Here is a 19,300-nt window from a genome sequence, read left to right on the forward strand (position 1 = left end):
GGAGGCGACCGGGGAGGGCACGGCATGCGCGCGATCGAGAGGACGGCCAAGGGCGTCGACGAACGTTACAAAGCCGCCACGCCGCTGCGAGGGCTGCTCAACAAGGTCTTTCCCGACCACTGGTCGTTCCTGATCGGCGAGATCGCGCTGTTCTCGTTCATCGTGCTGCTGCTCAGCGGGGTCTTCCTCACGCTGTTCTTCGATCCGTCGATGCGCGAGGTGACCTACGACGGGCCCTACTCCGCCCTACGCGGGACGTCGATGTCGGCGGCGTACGAGTCGTCGTTGCGTCTTTCGTTCGAGGTCCGGGGTGGTCTGTTCGTCCGGCAGATGCACCACTGGGCGGCCCTGCTATTCCTGGCCGCCATCGTGGTGCACATGCTGCGGATCTTCTTCACCGGCGCGTTCCGCAAGCCGCGCGAGGCGAACTGGGTGATCGGGATCCTGCTGTTCTGGCTGGCGTTCCTGGCCGGGTTCACCGGGTATTCGATGGTCGACGACGGGCTCTCCGGCGCCGGGTTGCGGATTGCGCAGGCCATCGTGCTGTCGATTCCGGTGGCGGGCAGCTGGCTGTCGGCGGCGCTGTTCGGCGGCGACTTCCCCGGCCACCTCATCGTCGGGCGGCTCTACATCGTGCATGTGCTGCTGCTCCCGGCCGCGCTGTTCGCGCTCATCACCGTGCATGTCGCCCTCGTGTTCGTGCAGAAGCACACTCAGTGGCCCGGCCCGCGGCGCACCGAGAACAACGTGGTCGGTGAGCGGTTCGTGCCCCGGTACGCGCTCAAGCAGGGTGGCTTCTTCATGGCCGTCTTCGGGGTCATCTCGCTGATGGCCGGGCTCTTCCAGATCAACCCGGTGTGGCTGTTCGGCCCGTACCGTGCCTACGAGGTGTCGGCCGGCAGCCAGCCCGACTGGTACGTGATGTTCCTGGACGGCGCGATCCGGCTGATGCCGAACTGGCAGATCTACCTCGGGAACTACAGCATTCCGCCGATCTTCTGGCCGGCCGTGGTGCTGCCCGGCGTCCTGACCGTGGCGCCGATGGCCTATCCGTGGATCGAGGCGCGGCGGAGCCGCGACCGGGCGGCGCACAATCTCCTCGAACGGCCGCGCGACAACCCCGCCCGTACGGGATTGGGAATGATGGCTTTGTCGTTCTTCCTCGTCTGCACTGTCTCGGGCGCGAACGACATCATCGCCGACAAGTTCCACCTCAGCCTGAACGCGATGACCTGGGCCGGCCGGATCGGGCTGCTGGTGGTGCCACCACTCGCCTACCTCGTGACCCGGCGGATCTGCCTGGGGTTGCAGCAGCACGATCGGGAGGTGCTGGCGCACGGCGTCGAGACCGGCATCATCCGGCGGCTCCCGGACGGCCGCTTCGTCGAGGTGCACCAGCCACTTCCGCCGGCCGAATACGCGGGCTGGGTCGTACCCAAGAAGATGAACCGTCTCGGCGCCCTCGCCCCAGCCGTAAACGGCTTCTTCGTGGCGGTGGAGAGAAAGCCGGAGCGGGAGCCGCGACCGGAGAAGGACCTCACCAGCCGGTAACTATGACCCCGGTTGAGCGCTCGGGTTCGCGAACTGGCGTCGCAACGTGGGCCGTGCGCCCAATCCGGAGAGGCTCCGTCTGTTCGCTTTGTTCCCGAGGTGGCGGTAGTGCGCAGATCGGGTGTCGGGGCGAGTCATTGTGTTTTGTGGGCGATGGCGAGCCGGGTCCGGTACTGCTTGGTGATTGCTCCGTTGTAGACGTCGTCGATCAGGTGGGAGATGCACGCGAACAGACCGTTGCGTGTCTGCGGCGCCATGCCTCGATTGCCGGAGTAGGTCATGAGCAGGTTCAGATACTCGGGCGACGTATAGGTCTGTTGCCATTCGTAGCGCCGGAATTCGACTGGCCCGAATCGTGCCGATCGCTCGAACTCTGCCGTCTCCTCGGGGTTTTCGTCGTCGGTCGTCAGACGCATGCCGGGCGGTGTTGTGGGGTCGAAACGTTCGTAGCATCGTTGCGCGTCGGCGAAGAAGGCGTTCGTCCCGCCGGCGATGTGGTGAGTCGAGACGATGCCGAGAGATCCGCCTGGCCGCAGCAGGTCAGCGGCTTTGATCATGCGCACCTCGGGGTCAAGCCAATGGAACGCGGTCGCGGAGAGAATCGCGTCGAAGGTTCCGTCCGAGGGCTGCCAGTCCTCGAAGGCCGCCGCGACGACGGTGACATTCGGGAACTGTGCGAGGTTGCGTCGGGCGATGGCGGCCATGTCGGGGCTGAGGTCCATCGCGACGACATCGCATCCCAGTTGTGCCAAGGGCAGGGTTGCTTGGCCGGTTCCGCATCCGATCTCCAGCACCCGGGAGCGGGGACCGAGATCTGCCAGGGTGGCGAGGTCGGTGAACAGCTGGGGCGGGTAGGTCGGACGGCATTGGTCGTAGAGTTCGGCGTCCTGGCCGAATGTGGTGCGCAGGGTTTCTCGGTTGGTGTCGGTCATAGTTGCGGTTATCCCTTCAAGTCGCGCGGGCCGGGCTGATGGAGCGGGCCAGGCAGGAGCGAACCCATCCCCGGCGTCCGGACGTGCTCAGGTGGTCTCTGCGGGATGCGCCGGAGTCCGTCGAGCAGTTAACGCGTCCGGGGAAATGCCGCAACGGCAGCGCCTTGGCGGGGCCATCGCTAGCCCGACGGAGGAGTTCCTTGTCGGGGATAGGGTCCGCGGGCACGCGCGACATCTTCCCAGCGGGCATGCTCTGCTGGCGACGGGTTTCCGCCGTCACCGGTCAGGGTCGACTGGTGCTGCCGAGGTCGGGGTAGCTGATGACGTTGGTGTAGCGGCTGCCGGCTTGGATGCTGAGGCCGAACAGGTCGGCCAAGCAGCGGACGTCGCCGCCGGTGGCGTGGGCCTCGTCCAGGATGCGGTCTTCGCGGATGGCGGCGATCGACAGGTCGGGGCCGATAGTCAGCCAGATCCAGCGTTTGCTGCATTCCTCGGTGCTGCGCCCGGTGTGTTTGGTCAGGAACAGGTGCGCGTTGGCGGCCTCGGGCCAGCGTTGCTGCCGCAGGTCGAGGTAGGCGTGCAGCCGTTCGCGGACGGGTTCGGCCAGGATGATGACCCGGCCGTCGACGTGCAGACGGCCGTCGCGGTGGGATCGGTGAAGAGCACCTCGCGGCCCTTGAGCAACCGGCAGATCGACTTGAGGCCATGCCCTGCGGTCGAGCGCGCGTTCCCGACGGAGCCAGGGCATCGAGGACGTGTTCGCGGGTGATCTTCCGCAGCGAGTGGTGGCCGGCGCACGCCGTTCCGGGCGCAACTCGCCTTTGCCGACGACCATTAGCCGGTTTTCACGTTGAATCGGCTGACGTAGGGCCTAGCAACGTCGATCCGGCGGGATCGGCAGGACGAAGCCTGCGTTCGTCCGCATCCCCGTAGGGATTTGCGTGTCCGGAGCCCAACACGAGGGACATTCGCACGGCGATCGCATCCAGTGAGTTGCCGGCATCTGTCTCCTCCACCTGATCAGGTTGGGGGCGGGGGCACACGCCACACGGCGACGCCACCGTAGTCCTCGGGGGTGCCGAGCACATCGGCCAGCACCCCGCGTACGGCAGCCTGATGCGGCATGTCCGGCAGCAGGACGACCACCCCGGCGTGCCAGTAGCGCAGATCGGCCAGCATCGCCCGGCGGAGGTCGACGCTGATCGGCGGCAGGGTCCCGGTGCGGCGCAACTGGTCAAGGACGGTGACCGTGAAGCGCGGCGGCGGCGACCACGAGCCCCGGTCGTCGGCGGGCGCGTTCTGCGGGCCCATGAAGTAGCCGCGCGGCACCGGGAAGGCGAAGGTGTTCAGCGCCGCGATGCGCATGGCCGTCCTGCCGGTGCGCATGCTCGGCAGGGGCACGATCACCACAGTCTGGTCGCCGTGCACATAGGACCGCCATGTGCCGTCGGCGAAGAACGCCGGCATCGGCGGGGCCGGCGAGGTTGGCAGCGGCTTCGGGAAGAGCGGTACGAAGGCCAGCGCGATCCCGGTCCAGTACGGCACGCGGGCGAACCACCGGAAGCCGTGCACCCGGTCGGCGGCCAGCGCCATCAGCACGCCGGCGATCGTGGTGCTCGCCAGCGCGTATCGGGGCGTGGTCACCAGGTCGAGCAGCGGGACGCGGGTGACGAAGCCGAGCGGTGAGCCGGCGCCGGTGGTCGCGGTCCGGTCGAGGCGGAACCGGGTGCCGAACGACAGGACCAGCATGACGAGGCCGGCGAGGGCGGCGGCGCGGGCGGCTGCCGATCGCCACAGCACCGCGATCGACACCAGGATCATGAGGCAGGCGCCCGGGCCCCAGAAGACGCTCTCCTCGGTGACGCTACCGCTGCTGACCTCCGATGCCCGGGCGACGCTGCCGGCGATGGCGTTGCGCGGGAACGCGGCGACCGAGCGTAGCGTGGTGGCGGACGTGCCGACCGGGAAGGGCAGCCCGGTGTAGTGGCCTGGCCCGCGGAACTGCTGGTAGAGCGGGTAGGCCAGCAGGAGGCCGGCGACCAGCACCGCGACCGCGAGGCCGGCCAGGAACCGGGGGCCGGCCTCGAGTGCCTCTCGCCAGCGCATGGCCGCGTACGAGACGGCGATCAGCGCCATCGTGATCGCCAGCAACAGCAGGAACTCCTCGCCGACGAAGGCCTGCAGCGCGACCAGCACGCCGAGGGTCGATCCGCCACGCAGGATCCGGGCCGGCTCGCGCAGCCGGATCACCTGCCAGACGATGAACGGGACCACGAACCCGCTGGCCAGGTTGGGCTGGCCGTTGGCGTGGGCGAGAAAGCCGGGGGCGAAGCCCGTCCAGAGCCCGCCGATCCAGGCGGCCGGCCCGCTGCCGAGCAGGTGCCGCCGCAGCACCCACCACCAGGCCGTCGCCGTGCCGGCCAGGGCGCCTGTGGCCATCATCGCCACGGCGACGGCCGGGCCCAAGGCGTGGGTGAACGGGGCGAGCGGGATGCTGATTGCCAGCACCGAGGTGTTGGCCATCATGTTCACGCCGGTCGGGACGTTGAGCCGGGTGAAGTAGAACAGCGACTCGCCGTGGTAGACCACCCGCTCGCCGTGCGCCATCATCGCCAGGAAGAACCCGTGGTCGTCGGGGTTGTAGAGCACCTGCCCGGCGGGAGCGGCCCACAGGCCCCGCATGACCCAGGCGGCGAGCAGCAGATAGCTCAGCACGGCGCCGACGTCACCTGCCGCCCGGCGCGCGGATGCGGGGGCCATACCACCCATCATTACGCAGCCTCTACCTGCTCGATGGCCGAAGGCTTGACCCGCTTTGCCGGTCGGAATGTCTCGAGGACCATGTGCACAGGCAGGAGCCCATTGCGAGCTGTGCAGCGTGCAGTCGAGTGCCGCCCGAACGAGTCGACGCATCCGGCGTTGGTCAGCGACGCCGACTTACTCGCCGCGCAGCAGGTGACTGCTCTGGCGATTCTGGCGATGCCGGAGGACGGCCGGGTGCACCGGTATCAACTGACCGGCCTGGTGGTGTGCGCTGCGTGCGGGCGGCGGATGGAGGGGCATTGGGTGAACCGGCGTCCGGGCTACCGGCGCCGGCACGGACACACCAGCGTGCATCCTGCCGACCCGGGTAGCCCGCGCTGGGTGTACTGGTCGCAAGCCCGCATCGTCGAGGAGATCCTCGCGACGGGCGACAGCGAACTGCGGGATCAGCCGACGCCGGCCAGATCTCCGCTCATCTACGGACACGGGACATGCTCGTCGTCTGCGGCCCGGACACAGTGACACTCGAAGACCCGGCCCAGAACGACGCCGACCTCGGACGCCGGGCACCGGAGCTCGAGGCCCGGGCCGTTGACGAGATGCCGGGCGACGGTCAACTCATCCTGCCGCTACCGACCTGGCCGACCCGAAAGAAGAACAGATTTGGCAGGCGAACGCCGTGGCCGAAGCTGGAAAGTGAAGACCCCATCGAGATCCATCCAGAATATGAATGATCTCTTTGGGGGTTAACGTGTCCGAGCCCAACACGAGAGTTATTCACACCGTAATCGCATCTCGAGTGCTGGCATTCAGTCGGCCATCGGGCTAAGCGGCGAGCGGTTTTGTTGACGCTGCCAGTAATGCTGAGTCGTCAGGCGGGAGCCTGGCCACTCGGACGTGTGCTGAGCCTGGCGGTAGATCGAGAGGAGGACCGATGTTGTTGGTGCCCAAGCAGCTGCGGCGTTCCGGTATGACCGGCAATGTGCCGTACTACGGTGGCCGGCTCTCGCCGGCGCAGGCCTACGCGGCATCCCATACGCCCCGCGTGCGGCCTCAGTCGGCCGCGAGGCCGGGAGCGGACCTGCTCCCGCTTTGCAACAGCTGCTCGATACCGGGGTGATAACCGCTGAGGAGTTCCAGGATCGGCGGGCGCGGTTGATCCGATGATCAGGCCGGTGCAGGTGCTCGTCGTCGGGTTCGACCGGCTGGCGTTCTCCGGCGAGATACTCGCTGAATTCACCCGGCTCCGTCAGGCCGGAATTGTCCGCCTGGTCGACCTACTCCTCGTCTCGCGCGCCGAGGATGGCACGGTCGACACGCTGGCCGCGCCGGCCGGCGCGGACCCGGGACTCGGCGGACTGGCGGCCGCGCTTCTCGGGCGGCCCGAGGACGAGGGCGAAAGCGACGACGAGGCCGGCGTCGACATCGACGGTGTCTCGGTGTGGTCCCTGGCCGATGCCGTGCCGCCCGGGTCCGTCGCAGCCGTCGCCCTGATCGAGCACATCTGGGCCGGGCCCCTGAACGCAGCGATTCAGAAGGCGGGAGGTGCCCCGCTGGAGGAGACCTGGCTGGCACCCGACGACCTCGCGGTGCTGGAGGCCCTGATGAACCAGCGCGAACCGCGGAGGAGCTGAGACGACCAAGGCCGCGTCTTCCGCCGAGGAGTGCGCTCCGTGCTCGAAGGTCCACCAAGCGCCGGCTTGATCGTGGTGATTGCAGCACGCGGCGGGATGTTCCGCGAGACGATCGCGATGTCGAAGGCGCACGCCGAGGCGCGTTTCCTGTACGGCCAAAATGAGCTGCTCGACGAGATCGTGGCGGCCAGGCCCAAGGCGGATCACGGGAAGTACCGCACTCCCCAGGAGTTCCGGGATAACGGCCCTTCGGCACCTGGGTACCGCGGTGGCGCTGCTGGAGAGCAAGGCGACGGCCGACGCGGTCGAGGGGTATCGGCGTTTCGTGCTCACCCTGGCCAACAAGGTTGCGGCCACGCACCGCGAGACGGCCAGGGCGGGAGCCCCGCCGGGGCCGTGGCGATCGATCAAATAGCGGCCGCGCTGGGCGCGACAAACGCTTAGCCGTGGGTTCCGCCGCCGGAGAGCTCTCCGCTGATCGTCAGCGCGAGCGGGCTGTCGCCGCGGATCATCAAGGCGATTGAGGTAGGCAGCAACAACCGCTGGGCTACGTCGAGGGGCTGACCGGCGTCACCGGCCAGCCCCTCACCTCGGGACCTGACGGTCAGTTGCCGCCGGCGCGGAATGCCAACCAGGCGTCGCTCATGCGATCCGCCTGGCCTGCGGTGAACATGTCCATGCAGGAATCCTGCGAGTAGTCCATGAAGTTGTGGATCGGGTCGAAGCCGGGCGCGGAGCAGGTGTCCGCACCCACCGGGCAGTTGAACTGCGGGATCGCTTCCTTCGGCGTGTCGGCGACGTAGTCGCCGGCCGCCGAGCAGCCGTGCGCGAACGTGTGCTCGAGCATCAGCCAGTGCCCGACCTCGTGGGTCAGGGTGTCGCCCAGGGAGTACTTGCCGGCCGTGCCGCCAGGCATCGACTCGTCGAGCATCACGACGCCGTCGATGTAGTCCCGGCCGTGGTTGTAGCCCTTCGGGAAATACGACCAGCCGAGGAGCCCCCCGCCGATGTTCGCCGCGTACACGTTCAGGGTGCGGGCGTCGCCGGTGTACAGGGCCTTCTTCATGTCGCGCTCGTTCTTGCCGGGCACGACCGTGTACCAGTTGCCGTTCACTGTCCAAGTGGTGTTGACCAGCGAGAACCGGAACGGCGTGTCCGAGGCGTCCGGCGCGGTGCGGCCCGCGTACGAATCGTTGAGAACCTTCATCTGCGCCGTGATCATGGTGGTAAACCGGCTCGTCTGCGTATCGCTCAGCGGGTGATCCGAGATCATGTGGAAGACCGTGGGCACGGTGACGCTGCCGTTGGGCAGACGTGGAGAATCCTTGATCACGCCGTACGCGTTCGCCTCGTTGTCGGGGTAGAGCGCCGGCTCCTGGGCGGCGCCCCCCTCGGCCACCCGCGCCCCATTGCCGGCACACGCGGCGCCGACGGCGGAGGCGACCGGCACCGCGGCGACCGGCCCGGAGGCGGTGGCCGCGACTGCGACCGCGGTCAGTACGGCCAGCCGCGTGATTGATCTTGCGCGCATCAGTGCACCTTTCGTCGTCCCGGGCGGCGGGTTTCTCCGCCACCCAAAGTCATCGACCGACATTCCGGACATCGAGCAAGGGGAGGTAGCTGCCTTTGACCGATTCACGGCTGAACAGAAGAGCGACGCCGATGGCACCGGCGTTACAGCGGCCAGCCGTCACAAATCTCGCGGCGTCGCGATACCAGGCGACTCACTGACTTCAATCTCGGCAGCGATGAGCGGGTAGTCGGCCGGCGAGTGCGGCAGATCTGGTCGATGACGCACACCCGGTAGAAGCCGATGACGACAGGCAATCGGCGCGACACGGTCGACGGCCGGTAGCAGCGGGCTTCCTGCAGCCAGCGCAAGTACTGCTCGATGTCTGCTCGGCCAATGTCAACGGCGAGCGGATCCTGGCCCTGGCCGGCGTACCTTGTCAGGAACACGTTGAGCCTGAACCAGTGTGTAGGCGGGACTCGTCCCGATAGCGGCCTGGGTGCGTCATCGCCGAACACGACCACCAGAGCCCTCGGAGGCGGGTAACGACGGCTCATGCTGCGCCGGCGAACCACGGTGCGACGTAGGCGAGCAGGCGGCCATTGCCTTCGATGAGCTCACCGGTCGGGATGATCGCTGCCCTTTCGGCGGCTCCCGCCTGGTCGGGTCAGGTGGCGGCGTTCCAGGTCGAGATGGGCGGTCGCCTGGTCGCCGGCTCTCGTGTTGCCGTCAGATCGACAGGTTTACATACTGAGATTTCCGAGAAGCACCCGTCCCCGATCGGCGACGCGTCTTCCAGTCTCACTGACGGGATCCACCCGAGTCCCGTCGAGCCCTTTGAGGAGGAGCAGTGAGGATCACCCCCATCCACGCCCGCGGACCCGCCACCCGGCTACTCGCCGTCGCCGCCGCCGCGATCGCTCTCTGCCTGTTCGTCCAGCCCGCAGCCGCGAACGCGGCGCCTCGGACGTACGGCGCCGCCACACTCACCGCGGTGAACAACGCGGTCGGACGGTCCGGCGTCGACGGCATCTCCTGGTACACCGACGCCGCCGGCGGCCACGTCGTGATCACCGCGGACAGCAGCGTCTCGAGCGCCGAGATCGTGACTTTGAAGCGGGCCGCGGGCGCCAACTCCGGCGCGGTCCGGATCAATCGCATCAGCGGCGTGATCACTCCGCTGTTGTCGGCCGGCGACGCCATCTACGGTGGCCGGTACCGCTGCTCGCTCGGCTTCAACGTGGTCAGCGGCAGCACCTACTACTTCCTCACTGCCGGACACTGCGGCAGCCTGGTCAGCACGTGGTACACCAATTCGAGCCACACCACGCTCATCGGCCCGACCGTCTCGTACAGCTTCCCCGGCAACGACTACGCGCTGGTCCGCTACAACAACACCTCGCTCAGCCACCCCGGCGGCTACACCGTCGCGGACGCCGTCGTCGGTGAATCGGTCACCCGCAAGGGCTCGACAACCGGCACCCACAGCGGGACGGTAACGGCGCTCAACGTCAGTGTCCGCTACTCCGGTCATCCCGGTGGAACGGTCAGCGGCCTGATCCAGACCACCGTGTGCGCCGAGGGCGGCGATTCGGGCGGCCCGCTCTACGACGGCAGCAAGGCCCTCGGCCTCACCTCCGGCGGCAGCGGCGACTGCACGAGCGGCGGCACCACCTTCTTCCAGCCCGTACGCGAAGCGGTCAACGCCTACGGCGTGACCATCCTCTAAACCATCCGGCGCGCCCGGCCGACAGCAATCATCGCTGCGGCCGGGCGTCGGCGTCGGCGTCGGCGTGCCTTAGGCCGGCAAGGCGTCCTGCATAGCTGTTCCGCGAAGAAACCCAGCGACGCGGATGGGCTCGATGGTGCGGATAGCATGTTCCGCAGTCGGCATGCCAGCCGACCGGCACGCTCGGCGCGCACGCGAGTCCCGACTTGCAACACGACCAGGCGGCTGCCGCCGGCATCCGCCGGCCCGGTGCCGTCGATCGTCGCGCCGCCGAGGATAAGGATGTCCGCTTCGAGGCCGACGCTCGCACGGCCAACCTGGCGCTGCTCGACCTGCTCCGCGGGCACGTGCCAGCGCCGAGAACAGCGCGGCCCGCCCCACGACGGAGCCAAGGCCCTGGGCCTCACGTCCGGCGGCAGCGCCAATTGCACGAGCGGCGGCATCACGTTCTTCCAGCCTGTACGCGAAGGCGTCAAGGCCTACGGCAATGACCATCCTGCAAACCAACCGGCGCGCCGGATGGCAGCGATCACCACCGCGGCCGGGCCACCGTCCGCCGGCCCGTCACCGGGCTTCCCGCCCCGCCTTTCCCCTTGATGGGCGGACTCAGGCGCCGTTGACGGCGGTGACGCCCGTGCGGGTGCCGACGTACGCCCGACCCCTGGACAGCGTGGGTGACGCGAAGTTGGGCGTCTGGCCAACCCGTATCTGCGCGCGTACCGCGCCGGTGGCGGGTTCGAGGGCGTACAGCACGCCGCCGTTGGAGTCGACGACCCAGACGGCGCCGCCGCCGATCGCGGGCGAGCCCTCGGCGGGCACGCCGATACCGGCTCGCCACAACTCGCTTGCTGTGCCGTCGGCGGCGATCGTGACCGCACGTGGCCCGGTGGTGCACGGTAAGAACACGGTGTTCTCCGAGACCGCGCTGCCGCCGAAGGCCTGGCAGTTGTTGTTCAGCTCGGTGACCTGGCCGCCGATGCCGCCCAGGTTGTCGCGGCGCAGCACGTACCCGATGCCGGCCTTGCCGTCGGCGTAGACGTACTGGCCGACCAGGGCCGGGCTCATCGATCCGAGATCCGCGTCGCGGGCGTTCTGCGAGGCCCAGTCGGCCGGGGCGAAGAAGTCGGTCCGTTGCAGGTCGGCCGAGAGCGCCAGAACGGAGTCGCTGCCGTCGTACGTGGTGGTCGACTCGCCGTTGCCGACCGCGTACAACAGGTGGGCGCCATCCACCACGCCGCCGGCGGTGCCCCAGATGCCGGCCTCGCGGGTGGTCGGCACCGCGTAGCTCAGCTTGCCGGTACCGTCGGTGGCCACCGAGACCACGGAGCCGATGTACTGGCCGCAGTCGCCGAAGAGACCGCCGTAGCCGATGTGGACCCGCCCGTTCAGCAGGGTCAGGGCGCCACGCTGCTGGTGCGCCTTGGCGTCGCCCAGCGGCGGCTCGACGGCGGCCCGCACCTCGACGGCGCCGGTGTCGGCGTTGATGCCCAGGAGCGTGTGCGCCCCACCGGTGGTCTCGGCGACCGCGAACACCCGGTTGGTGGCCGGGTCATACACCATGGTGCTGGTGATGCCCAACGGATCGATGTTGCCGCAGGGCAGGTCGGACAGCGGTTCGGGCTGTCCGACGTGCGCCGACCACAGGACGGCGCCGGAGTCCGGACTCAGCGCGAAGACCGTGTCGTTCTCGGTGGCCGCGAAGATCCGGCCGCCGACGACCAGCGGCTGGCCGTAGACGGCGCCGTCGAGCGCCGCGGTCCAGGCGACCGAGAGCGTGGACAGCGGGGCGAGATTCGTCGCGTTGCCGTCGCGCGCGTTGTCGCGGTGGTACGTCGGCCAGTCGTCGGCGCCCGCGGGCTGTGTGGACGTCGACGGCGTCGGCGACGTGGGAGTGCCGGTCACGCCGCCGGTGCAGGTCGCGCCGTTGAGGGCGAAACTCGACGGCGCCGGGTTGCTGCCGGTCCAGGAGCCGTTGAACCCGAACGCCACGCCGGCGTTGGTGCCGATGCTGCCGTTGTAGCCGACGTTACGAGCCGTCACCTGACTGCCGCTCTGCGACACCGTCGCGTTCCATGCCTGGGTCACCTTCTGGCCGGCCGCGTACGTCCAGGTGAGGGTCCAGCCGCTGACCGGGTCGCCCAGGTTGGTGATGGTCACGTTCGCGCCGAAGCCGCCGGGCCACTGCGAGGTGATCGCGTACGTCACCGAGCAGCCGACGATGGCGGCGTGCGCGGCAAGCGTGGCGCCGAGACCTGCCACGAGGGTACCGACGACGGCTGATGCGGCGATCCGGGCGGAGACGCGCATTGCCGGGTCCTTCCGACGCAGGGAGATATTGACGATAGTCAGTATTCTTAACCAGTTCAGCAAAGGTCACAAGGCCGCAGGCTCTTTACCGCAGCACGTCGAAGCCGGCCAAGAGGCGGCCCTGGTCCGGCACGACCGCGAGCAGGCGGCCCGCCGCGTCCCGGTCGACGGCGAAGTCCTCATCCGTTGACTCGGCGCCTCGTTTGGCTGTGTGGTTTCTCGCCGAAGGCCGGCACCATCGCCGGGCGGACCGCGAAAAGCCAGCCCGATATGGCCGGCTCCGTCGTCGAAGATGCCGTCGAGCACCCGGTAATCCCACTCGTGCCGCCTCAGGCTGGCTCTCGCTGCCCGACGCCACCACCTCCAGCTTCCAGGACCTGGCCGCTGCCAGCAGCTCGGCTCGCGGCGACTCGTGGCCGGCGTGAGGGTCGATCGTGAGCCGTCGCCTTTGCGCTGCCGATCTTGATATGGGCGCGGGGCGGATCGAAGAAGTCGGGTTCGGTGCGGTGATGGTTGTCGCGGGCCAGGTTGGGCCCGTGGCTGGCCTGCCGAAGCCGGCTGGGTGGCGGGGAGCGGGAGGCAGGTGGATTCGGGCTGATCAGGCGTGCCTCACAGCGACCGTCACCCATCGCGGCGTGGCATAGATCTCGCCGGCCCAGCCGTCAGCGTTTCGGAATGCCAGGCTGGTCGTGTCCGGTCCGGCCCGGTCGGCGACGATCGTGAAGGCGCCCCGCGGCAGCTCGCGCCGATAGAACGCGAGCACCGCCTCCGGGTCCGGCGCAGTCAGCGTGAACGAGGCACCCGACTTGCGGTCGCAGAGCATAGTGACTTGGCTGTCCGGCGGGAGCCGGAAGGCGGACGGCAGATGGTTCACGCCCGTGGCGGCTTGGGCGGCGGCGTGGACCGTTCGCGCGGCCGTCCGCGCAATGCTCGCCGGACTCGGCGCGATCGCGACCGGTTCGTTGTGCCGCGCCTCGAGGATGGTGGCGGTGCCGCAAGCGCCCAGGCCGGCGAAGGTCAGCAGGGTTGTCACCAGGGTGGCGATCCGCCTCGCGATCATGCGTCTACTTCCTCCGGTGCCACCGTGGGCGCACACGACGGTCAGGTCACGAAAGGCGCCGATCTCCATTCTCGGTGATCGCGACAAGGTTTGGCGTCGACTGGCTCAACGTGCATGCCGGCGAGCTCGATCAGAATGAGACCACGCGTCCGATCCCGACGGCCGATACGTGCCGCACCTGGCGCCGCACTCGACCGGGCCCAGATGTGCGCGCCGTTACCGCCTCGAACGCCTTGACGTCGGGAGGGCACTGCCCAACACCGGTGTGGCTTGGATACCCATCCCGTACTCGCACCGCAGGTCGGCTCCGACGATGGCACTGATGACAGCCTTCCAGCAACGCCAGTCGAATCCGGGCCACCGCTACAGGCCCGCGACTCCTGCCACACACTGGCCCGACCCACGCGCGGACAACAGCAGAGAAGGACGTTGTATGGCGGGTCTGAGGAGCTTCAGTGGTCGCACTCTTGTCTCGTGTCATGGACGGAATTGACATCCTGCCGGAAAACGGCGATCTCGACGGCGTCGTCCCCCGCCTGGGCAAAGAAGACTCGGCAAGTCGGATTGAGCCACCACCAACGCTCGGCAAAAGTCATTCGCCGGCTCCTGCCGACCCGCAGGCCCGGTAGCGCGATCCGGCGTCCCGGCCGCGGCCGACGCCGACCCATGAGCACGAAGGACCGGGGGCCGAGCTCGAGATAGCCAAGCCGCCACCACGACCGACCGGAGTCGCCGGCCGGGCAACCGCAGACCAGCGTCGAAGCGTACCGGACGCTGTTCGTCGACAGGCTGCCGCGGGCTCTGGCAGGACAGCACACCGCCCAGCACGCCACCAAGAACGTCGGCGACCAGATCAGCGATCACGGCATCATCATCGCCCAATGCTGCACGTGACGATGTGCGGGCGGGTGTAGCCACGAGCGTGCCCAACCAAATCGTCGGCCGCGACTCTCGTTGGCGATCGGATCGCGCAGATCAGTACGTCGAGCCGGGTTTGAGGAGGAAGCCGGCCTTCATTGTTTCTCCGGTGTCGACAGCTGGCGTCGTATGCCGTCGGTGTCTATCAACGACCACACGTTTTCGATCCGGTTCTCGCGAAACTGGTAAAACACGTGCTCGGCGAACGAAACCCTCCGGCCGGCCGCATCGATGTCAAGAAATACGCCTGCAACCTCGCCGGGACAACATCAAGGGTGGCGATGCCACCGGCGGCGGCACTGTCGCAGGCAACACAGGACAACGCCGGAAAGAGATAGCTGCGCACCGCTGCATTCCGCTCTTGGCGCATCAGCGTCTGCACAACCACGGCCCTCACTGACCTGGCCTCGCAACGCGTCCGCCGAGGACCACCGATTCACCCAACCCGCACCATCGACATCAGGCACCCATCCGCACGAGACACTGCCGAGACTTCACGCTCGCAGCATGCCGGACGCACCAACCTGGAATATCCGCCTCTCCATCCGCTCAGGCTGAGCTGCCTCAAGTTCGGGCCGTGTGAACGCCATGGCAGAGTGCCGACACACGTGCTGCAACCCGTTCGGAGTCCTGCAACGCACCGTTCCGCGACTGGCGGTTCTCCTAATATTCTCCCACGGGGAGTGCCGAAGGCTTCGGACGGCGCGGATGCGGTGGTAGCCGGGTCAGGTCGAGCCCGACTCCGGTGACGGCAGCCAGGTCGTGCGCGGATCCGCCGGGACCGCGGGCCAGCCTGGGGCCAGTTCGTCCACTGCCGCGTGCAGGGCGCGCAGCCCGGGGTGGTCGGCATCGACGCGCCAGATCATCGCCCACGGGAACAGCGGGACCGGATCGACGATCGGGCGCAGCACCCCGCCGGGAACGGCGGGCTGGGTGCTCATCACCAGGATCGGGCCGTCGCGGTCCACGAGGTGCTGGGCCAGCTCATCGTCGCCGTGGACGTGCGGATGGGCGCCGGCCGCGTCGATGCCGAACGGGGCGAGCAACTGCAGCATGGCGTGCTCCCAGGCGGGGGTGGCGTGGCTGCCGGCGCGGAAGCACACGCCGGCAGTGCGCAGTGCGCGCAGCGGGACGGCATCGTGCGCGGTGAGCGGGTGGTCCGCGGGCAGCAGCACCGCGAGTGGCTCATGACGGACCGGCCGGTGCCGCAGCCCATCGGTGTAGTGCAGGATCCGGCCGAACGTGACGTCGATGCGCTCGGCGAGCAGTAGCGGCACCGCGTCGTCGGTACCGGTGTGGAAGCGGGCGAAGAACTCCAGCTCCGGGGCGAGGCGCCGAGCGGTCGCCAGGACGATGGCCGCGGTGAGCCCGGCGCCGACGACGTCGACGGTCAACGAGCGCGGCTCGTGGTGCAGTTCGCGCAGCGTGGTGTCATGCAGCGCGAGCAGCTCCCGCGCCCGGCGCAGCAGCGTCTGCCCGGCCGGGGTCAGCACAACACGCCGGGTAGTCCGGTCCAGCAGTCGCACCCCGGTCCGGTCCTCCAGGCGCCGCACATCGCGGCTGAGCGCCTGCTGCGCCACGAACAGCCGCTGCGCGGCGCGGCTGAAGTGCAGTTCCTCCGCCACGGCGACGAAATGGCGCAGCAGCCGGATGTCGAGATCTTCGGGCACCCGTCAGTTGTACCGGATTTACACGCGAGTCGTGTAAATGGGCTCTGAACAGGTGTTGGAGTCCGGACCGCCGACCGGGCCACGATCGGATCACCAACAACAATGATCGAGGTTCGCGATGGGTGCACGAGGCGCGGTGGCGCTGCAGTACGCGGCGGCCGGTACGTTGACCGCATTGTGGGGCGCGTCGCTGCCCGCGTTCGACGCCCGGCTCGACCTCGGTGCAGCCCGGCTCGGCGCGATCCTCATGGCCCTCGCCCTCGGTGCGCTCGTGGCCATGCCGCTCGCCGGCAGGCTGGCCGACCGGTGGCCCGGGCGGCGGCTGCTGCGGCTGAGCGCACCGGCGGCGGCGCTGGCACTGACTGGTCCGGCGCTCGCCGGCTCGGCCAGAACGCTCACGATCACCGCCATCGGCCTCGGCATGCTGCTCGGCGTACTCAACGTCGCCTTGACCATGCAAGCGGTTGCTGTGGAGCGGGCGGCCGGCAGGCCGGCGATGACCACGATGCACGGGTTCTGGACGCTCGGCGCGGTCGCCGGTGGTGGCGCCGTGGCCGCCGGGCAGTGGGCCGGTGCGGGCGTGCGAGTACTGGTAGTGGCCGGGGCGGTGGCGCTGGCGACCGGGGTGGCCGTGGCCGGCCGCGGGCTCGTCGAGGTTTCACCGTCGGGTACCCCACAGGCGGGCACTCCCACCGGCTCGGCCAGTCCCGTGCCCATCCGTGCGACGTTGCTCGTCGCACTCGGGCTGCTGGGCGCCGCCGCGTTCGTCGCCGAGGCGGCCGCCACGGATTGGGCCGGAATCCACACCACCCGAGTGCTCGGCGCCGACGCCGCCACCGGTTCATTCGCGTACACGCTGTTCCTCGCCACGATGACCGCCGTGCGCTTCATCGGCGACGCGGCCCGGTCGCGGCTCGGCATCGGCCGAACGATCCGGCTAGCCGGCTGCACCGCCACCGCAGGGTTTGGCCTGATTCTGCTGGCTGGCGAGCTCCACACCGACGAGTCGACACGGGTTGGCTGCGCACTGGCCGGCTGGGCGTTGACCGGCGCCGGGATCGCGGTGGTCTGGCCGGTGGTCACCAGCACCCTCGGTGCCGTCGGCGGTCCGGCGCGGCAGATTTCCGCTGTGACCACGATCAGCTACGGCGGCGGGGTGGTCGCACCGGCGCTGGTCGGGTTCGTCGCTGCCCGCGTTTCCCTTCCGGTCGCGCTGCTCATTCCGGCCGCGCTGATGGTCGCAATCGTCGTTGTCGCGCCCGCACTGCTCGCCGCGACCATGCGGGGCCACCGCCGGCCGGTCCGCCCACACCAACCCGTGCCACATCCAACGACCCCCGCACACCCGACCCGTACGGCGGGAGAACTCGTCGACACGAAGCGATCCCTACGATGACCGCCACAACCGGTCTTGTCGGCGTGTTGAGCGTCCACGGGGCACCCCCACTCGTCCCACGCGACGGTGCGCCTCGAACTGCTCGAATCCGAGATGACAGCGTGCGGGCCGATCACTGAGGACACCCGGCCCAGTCCGAAGGGTGATCAGGATCCGTACCTGACATCGCACAACGCACAGTAACGAACACGAACACGAACAACGAGAGGCAGTCATGCGAAACGTCGTCCTGTACATGTCGATGTCGCTGGACGGGTTCGTCGGCAGCGACCGTGAGCACCCGGGGGTCGCGGTCCCCGAAGGCGCTGAACTGAAGCAGTGGAAGCTCGACCACATCAGCCGGGCCGGTGCCCACCTCATGGGTCGCATCACGTACCAGGAAATGTCGTCCTGCTGGCCGCAGTCCGACGACCCGTACGCGTCGCCGATGAACGACATCCCCAAGGTGGTGTTCTCCACGACGCTCAGCGACGCCGAGGCCAGCTGGCCCGAAACCCTGGTCGCGCGGGGCGAGCTCACGACCGAGATCGCCGCGATCAAAGCCGAGCCCGGCCCGGACGTGATCGTCTGGGGTGGTGGCCGGCTGGCCGGCGCGCTCGCCGCGACCGACCTGATCGACGAATACCGCCTACTGGTCCAGCCGCTGGCCCTGGGCCGCGGACAGGCCCTGTTCGGCCAACTGCCGCAATCACGGCGCCTGAACCTCGTCGAAACCACGCCGTTCCCCAGTGGCGTCGTCGTCCACATCTACCGACCCCAGCACTCCTGAGAAGGGGCACTTCCGTGGGCACAGTACAGGCGCAGGCGAATATGTCCCTCGACGGATACGTCGCCAAGCAGGACAACACCATCGGCCGGTTGTTCGACTGGCTACAGAACGGCGAGGTCGCGATGCCGAGCCCGGCTGGGGACTTCACCCTTCACCTCACCCCGCAGAGTGCGGAGCACATGCGGCGGTGGGTGTCCTCGCTGGGCGCGCTCGTCTGTGGCCGGACGCTGTTCGACGTGGCAGACGGCTGGCAGGGGCGGCACACCCTGGACGTCCCCGTTGTCGTGGTGACGCACCGAATCCCGGAAGACTGGGTCGACGCCCATCCCGACGCGCCGTTCTACTTTGCGACCGATGGCGTGGAGGCTGCGATCGCACGGGCCCAGGAACTCGCCGGCGACGCGGTCGTCGCGGTCACCGGAGGAACCATCGCCCGGCAGTGCCTGGACCTGCGGCTGCTGGACGAGGTGGCCATCGACCTGGTGCCGGTGGTGATGGGCGCGGGAAGCCGACCCTTCTTCGGCGAACTCTCCTCCGACGACGTCGTACTCGGCAACCCGACGGTCTGCGTCCACGGCGACCGGGTCACCCACCTCGTGTTCCCGGTTCTGCGGTGACCCGGCGGCCTCACCCACGATGGCGACATCGCGGCCCGCCCGGGATCAGCGCGAAATACCAACCCAGACGCCCCTCACTGAATTTCGCATAGTCGAAACAACAAACAGAATCACCCCGACCAGGTTGAATTAATATCTCAACAATACCGCCCAACCCCCACGAACCATGATCGAAAGGTCGTGTTTCGCATACATCCCAACGGCATGATTGAATGCACTCAATTCGGATCCGGATGTTCGGTTGACAGCATCAGGTCGTGTCCGATCAACCACCCGACCAGGATCACGTGCGCGCCGGCTCCTCTACGTCGCTGGGGTCGATCTCACCGAGTCGGGGTGCTCAATGACGAGTTGCCACCCGACTCAGTGACTGAGGTCGTTGAGGCGTCGGCCCAGCTCGGCTGCTCGTGCGACGAACGCTGACCACCGGGGCGGGGTGCGCTC

General features: G+C 68.5%; 17 protein-coding genes and 1 pseudogene. 10 read left to right on the forward strand and 8 right to left on the reverse strand.

Translation table 11 applies throughout. The annotated features are described in order from the left end of the window. Nucleotides 1-24: 24 nt before the first annotated feature. On the forward strand, nt 25-1,551 hold the full coding sequence (qcrB, locus tag A3CQ_RS0105220) for a cytochrome bc1 complex cytochrome b subunit (RefSeq protein ID WP_020509859.1): 1,527 nt from the start codon (nt 25-27) through the stop codon (nt 1,549-1,551). A 134-nt stretch (nt 1,552-1,685) separates the two neighbouring features. On the opposite strand, the gene A3CQ_RS0105225 is transcribed toward qcrB, so the two are convergent. The 3 genes from A3CQ_RS0105225 to A3CQ_RS0105235 form a co-directional block, all read right to left on the reverse strand. Beyond that, a complete protein-coding gene (locus A3CQ_RS0105225; RefSeq protein WP_020509860.1) occupies nt 1,686-2,483 on the reverse strand; it encodes a class I SAM-dependent methyltransferase in 798 nt (265 codons plus the stop codon). A gap of 283 nt (nt 2,484-2,766) precedes the next feature. Further along, on the reverse strand, nt 2,767-3,318 hold the full coding sequence (locus A3CQ_RS0105230; protein ID WP_245576992.1) for a hypothetical protein: 552 nt from the start codon (nt 3,316-3,318) through the stop codon (nt 2,767-2,769). Nucleotides 3,319-3,503: 185 nt separating this feature from the next. Next, a complete protein-coding gene (locus A3CQ_RS0105235) occupies nt 3,504-5,243 on the reverse strand; it encodes a hypothetical protein (RefSeq protein WP_020509862.1) in 1,740 nt (579 codons plus the stop codon). A 111-nt stretch (nt 5,244-5,354) separates the two neighbouring features. On the opposite strand from A3CQ_RS0105235, the gene A3CQ_RS0105240 reads away from it, so the two are divergent. The 4 genes from A3CQ_RS0105240 to A3CQ_RS60520 all read left to right on the forward strand — a co-directional run bounded on the left by A3CQ_RS0105240 (nt 5,355) and on the right by A3CQ_RS60520 (nt 7,295). Continuing rightward, on the forward strand, nt 5,355-5,768 hold the full coding sequence (locus A3CQ_RS0105240; RefSeq protein WP_157295310.1) for a recombinase zinc ribbon domain-containing protein: 414 nt from the start codon (nt 5,355-5,357) through the stop codon (nt 5,766-5,768). After that, nucleotides 5,738-5,980: a hypothetical protein gene (locus A3CQ_RS60515; RefSeq protein ID WP_157295312.1), complete on the forward strand. Its 243-nt coding sequence runs from the start codon at nt 5,738-5,740 to the stop codon at nt 5,978-5,980. Before A3CQ_RS0105240 ends, A3CQ_RS60515 begins: the two co-directional genes overlap by 31 nt. Nucleotides 5,981-6,421: 441 nt before the next feature. Next, on the forward strand, nt 6,422-6,880 hold the full coding sequence (locus A3CQ_RS0105245; RefSeq protein WP_245576993.1) for a hypothetical protein: 459 nt from the start codon (nt 6,422-6,424) through the stop codon (nt 6,878-6,880). Nucleotides 6,881-7,148: 268 nt separating this feature from the next. Further along, nucleotides 7,149-7,295, forward strand: coding sequence for a hypothetical protein (locus A3CQ_RS60520; RefSeq protein ID WP_020509865.1), 147 nt, complete (start codon nt 7,149-7,151; stop codon nt 7,293-7,295). A gap of 189 nt (nt 7,296-7,484) precedes the next feature. Here the strand turns inward: A3CQ_RS60520 and A3CQ_RS0105255 are convergent, their stop codons facing one another. Further along, a complete protein-coding gene (locus A3CQ_RS0105255; protein WP_020509867.1) occupies nt 7,485-8,411 on the reverse strand; it encodes a zinc metalloprotease in 927 nt (308 codons plus the stop codon). Between the two features lie 829 nt (nt 8,412-9,240). On the opposite strand from A3CQ_RS0105255, the gene A3CQ_RS0105270 reads away from it, so the two are divergent. Beyond that, complete coding sequence (locus A3CQ_RS0105270) at nt 9,241-10,119, forward strand: S1 family peptidase (RefSeq protein WP_020509870.1); 879 nt, start codon at nt 9,241-9,243, stop codon at nt 10,117-10,119. 606 nt (nt 10,120-10,725) lie between these two features. Here A3CQ_RS0105270 and A3CQ_RS0105275 read toward each other — a convergent pair. Next, a complete protein-coding gene (locus A3CQ_RS0105275) occupies nt 10,726-12,426 on the reverse strand; it encodes a cellulose binding domain-containing protein (protein WP_020509871.1) in 1,701 nt (566 codons plus the stop codon). 598 nt (nt 12,427-13,024) lie between these two features. After that, nucleotides 13,025-13,555 carry a hypothetical protein gene (locus A3CQ_RS0105280; protein WP_245576994.1) on the reverse strand — a complete coding sequence of 177 codons (531 nt, stop codon included), beginning with the start codon at nt 13,553-13,555 and terminating at the stop codon, nt 13,025-13,027. A 410-nt stretch (nt 13,556-13,965) separates the two neighbouring features. Here A3CQ_RS0105280 and A3CQ_RS60525 point away from each other — a divergent pair, with 410 nt between their 5' ends. Beyond that, on the forward strand, nt 13,966-14,115 hold the full coding sequence (locus A3CQ_RS60525; RefSeq protein ID WP_157295314.1) for a hypothetical protein: 150 nt from the start codon (nt 13,966-13,968) through the stop codon (nt 14,113-14,115). A gap of 384 nt (nt 14,116-14,499) precedes the next feature. On the opposite strand, the pseudogene A3CQ_RS58750 reads toward A3CQ_RS60525, so the two are convergent. Both A3CQ_RS58750 and A3CQ_RS0105285 read right to left on the reverse strand, forming a co-directional pair. Then, nucleotides 14,500-14,652: pseudogene (locus A3CQ_RS58750) on the reverse strand (ester cyclase); the annotation flags it as partial. 477 nt (nt 14,653-15,129) lie between these two features. Further along, entirely contained in the window at nt 15,130-16,074 is a 945-nt protein-coding gene (locus A3CQ_RS0105285; RefSeq protein ID WP_020509873.1) for a LysR family transcriptional regulator, read from the reverse strand. 118 nt (nt 16,075-16,192) lie between these two features. Between A3CQ_RS0105285 and A3CQ_RS51595 the strand changes: the two genes are divergently transcribed. The 3 genes from A3CQ_RS51595 to A3CQ_RS0105300 all read left to right on the forward strand — a co-directional run bounded on the left by A3CQ_RS51595 (nt 16,193) and on the right by A3CQ_RS0105300 (nt 18,856). Then, nucleotides 16,193-17,470 carry an MFS transporter gene (locus tag A3CQ_RS51595; RefSeq protein WP_051115137.1) on the forward strand — a complete coding sequence of 426 codons (1,278 nt, stop codon included), beginning with the start codon at nt 16,193-16,195 and terminating at the stop codon, nt 17,468-17,470. Between the two features lie 214 nt (nt 17,471-17,684). Continuing rightward, nucleotides 17,685-18,239 carry a dihydrofolate reductase family protein gene (locus tag A3CQ_RS0105295; protein ID WP_020509875.1) on the forward strand — a complete coding sequence of 185 codons (555 nt, stop codon included), beginning with the start codon at nt 17,685-17,687 and terminating at the stop codon, nt 18,237-18,239. Nucleotides 18,240-18,253: 14 nt separating this feature from the next. Continuing rightward, on the forward strand, nt 18,254-18,856 hold the full coding sequence (locus tag A3CQ_RS0105300; RefSeq protein WP_084698916.1) for a dihydrofolate reductase family protein: 603 nt from the start codon (nt 18,254-18,256) through the stop codon (nt 18,854-18,856). Nucleotides 18,857-19,300: the final 444 nt, after the last annotated feature.

The organism is Paractinoplanes globisporus DSM 43857, assembly GCF_000379645.1.
Classification (GTDB): Bacteria; Actinomycetota; Actinomycetes; order Mycobacteriales; family Micromonosporaceae; genus Actinoplanes; species Actinoplanes globisporus.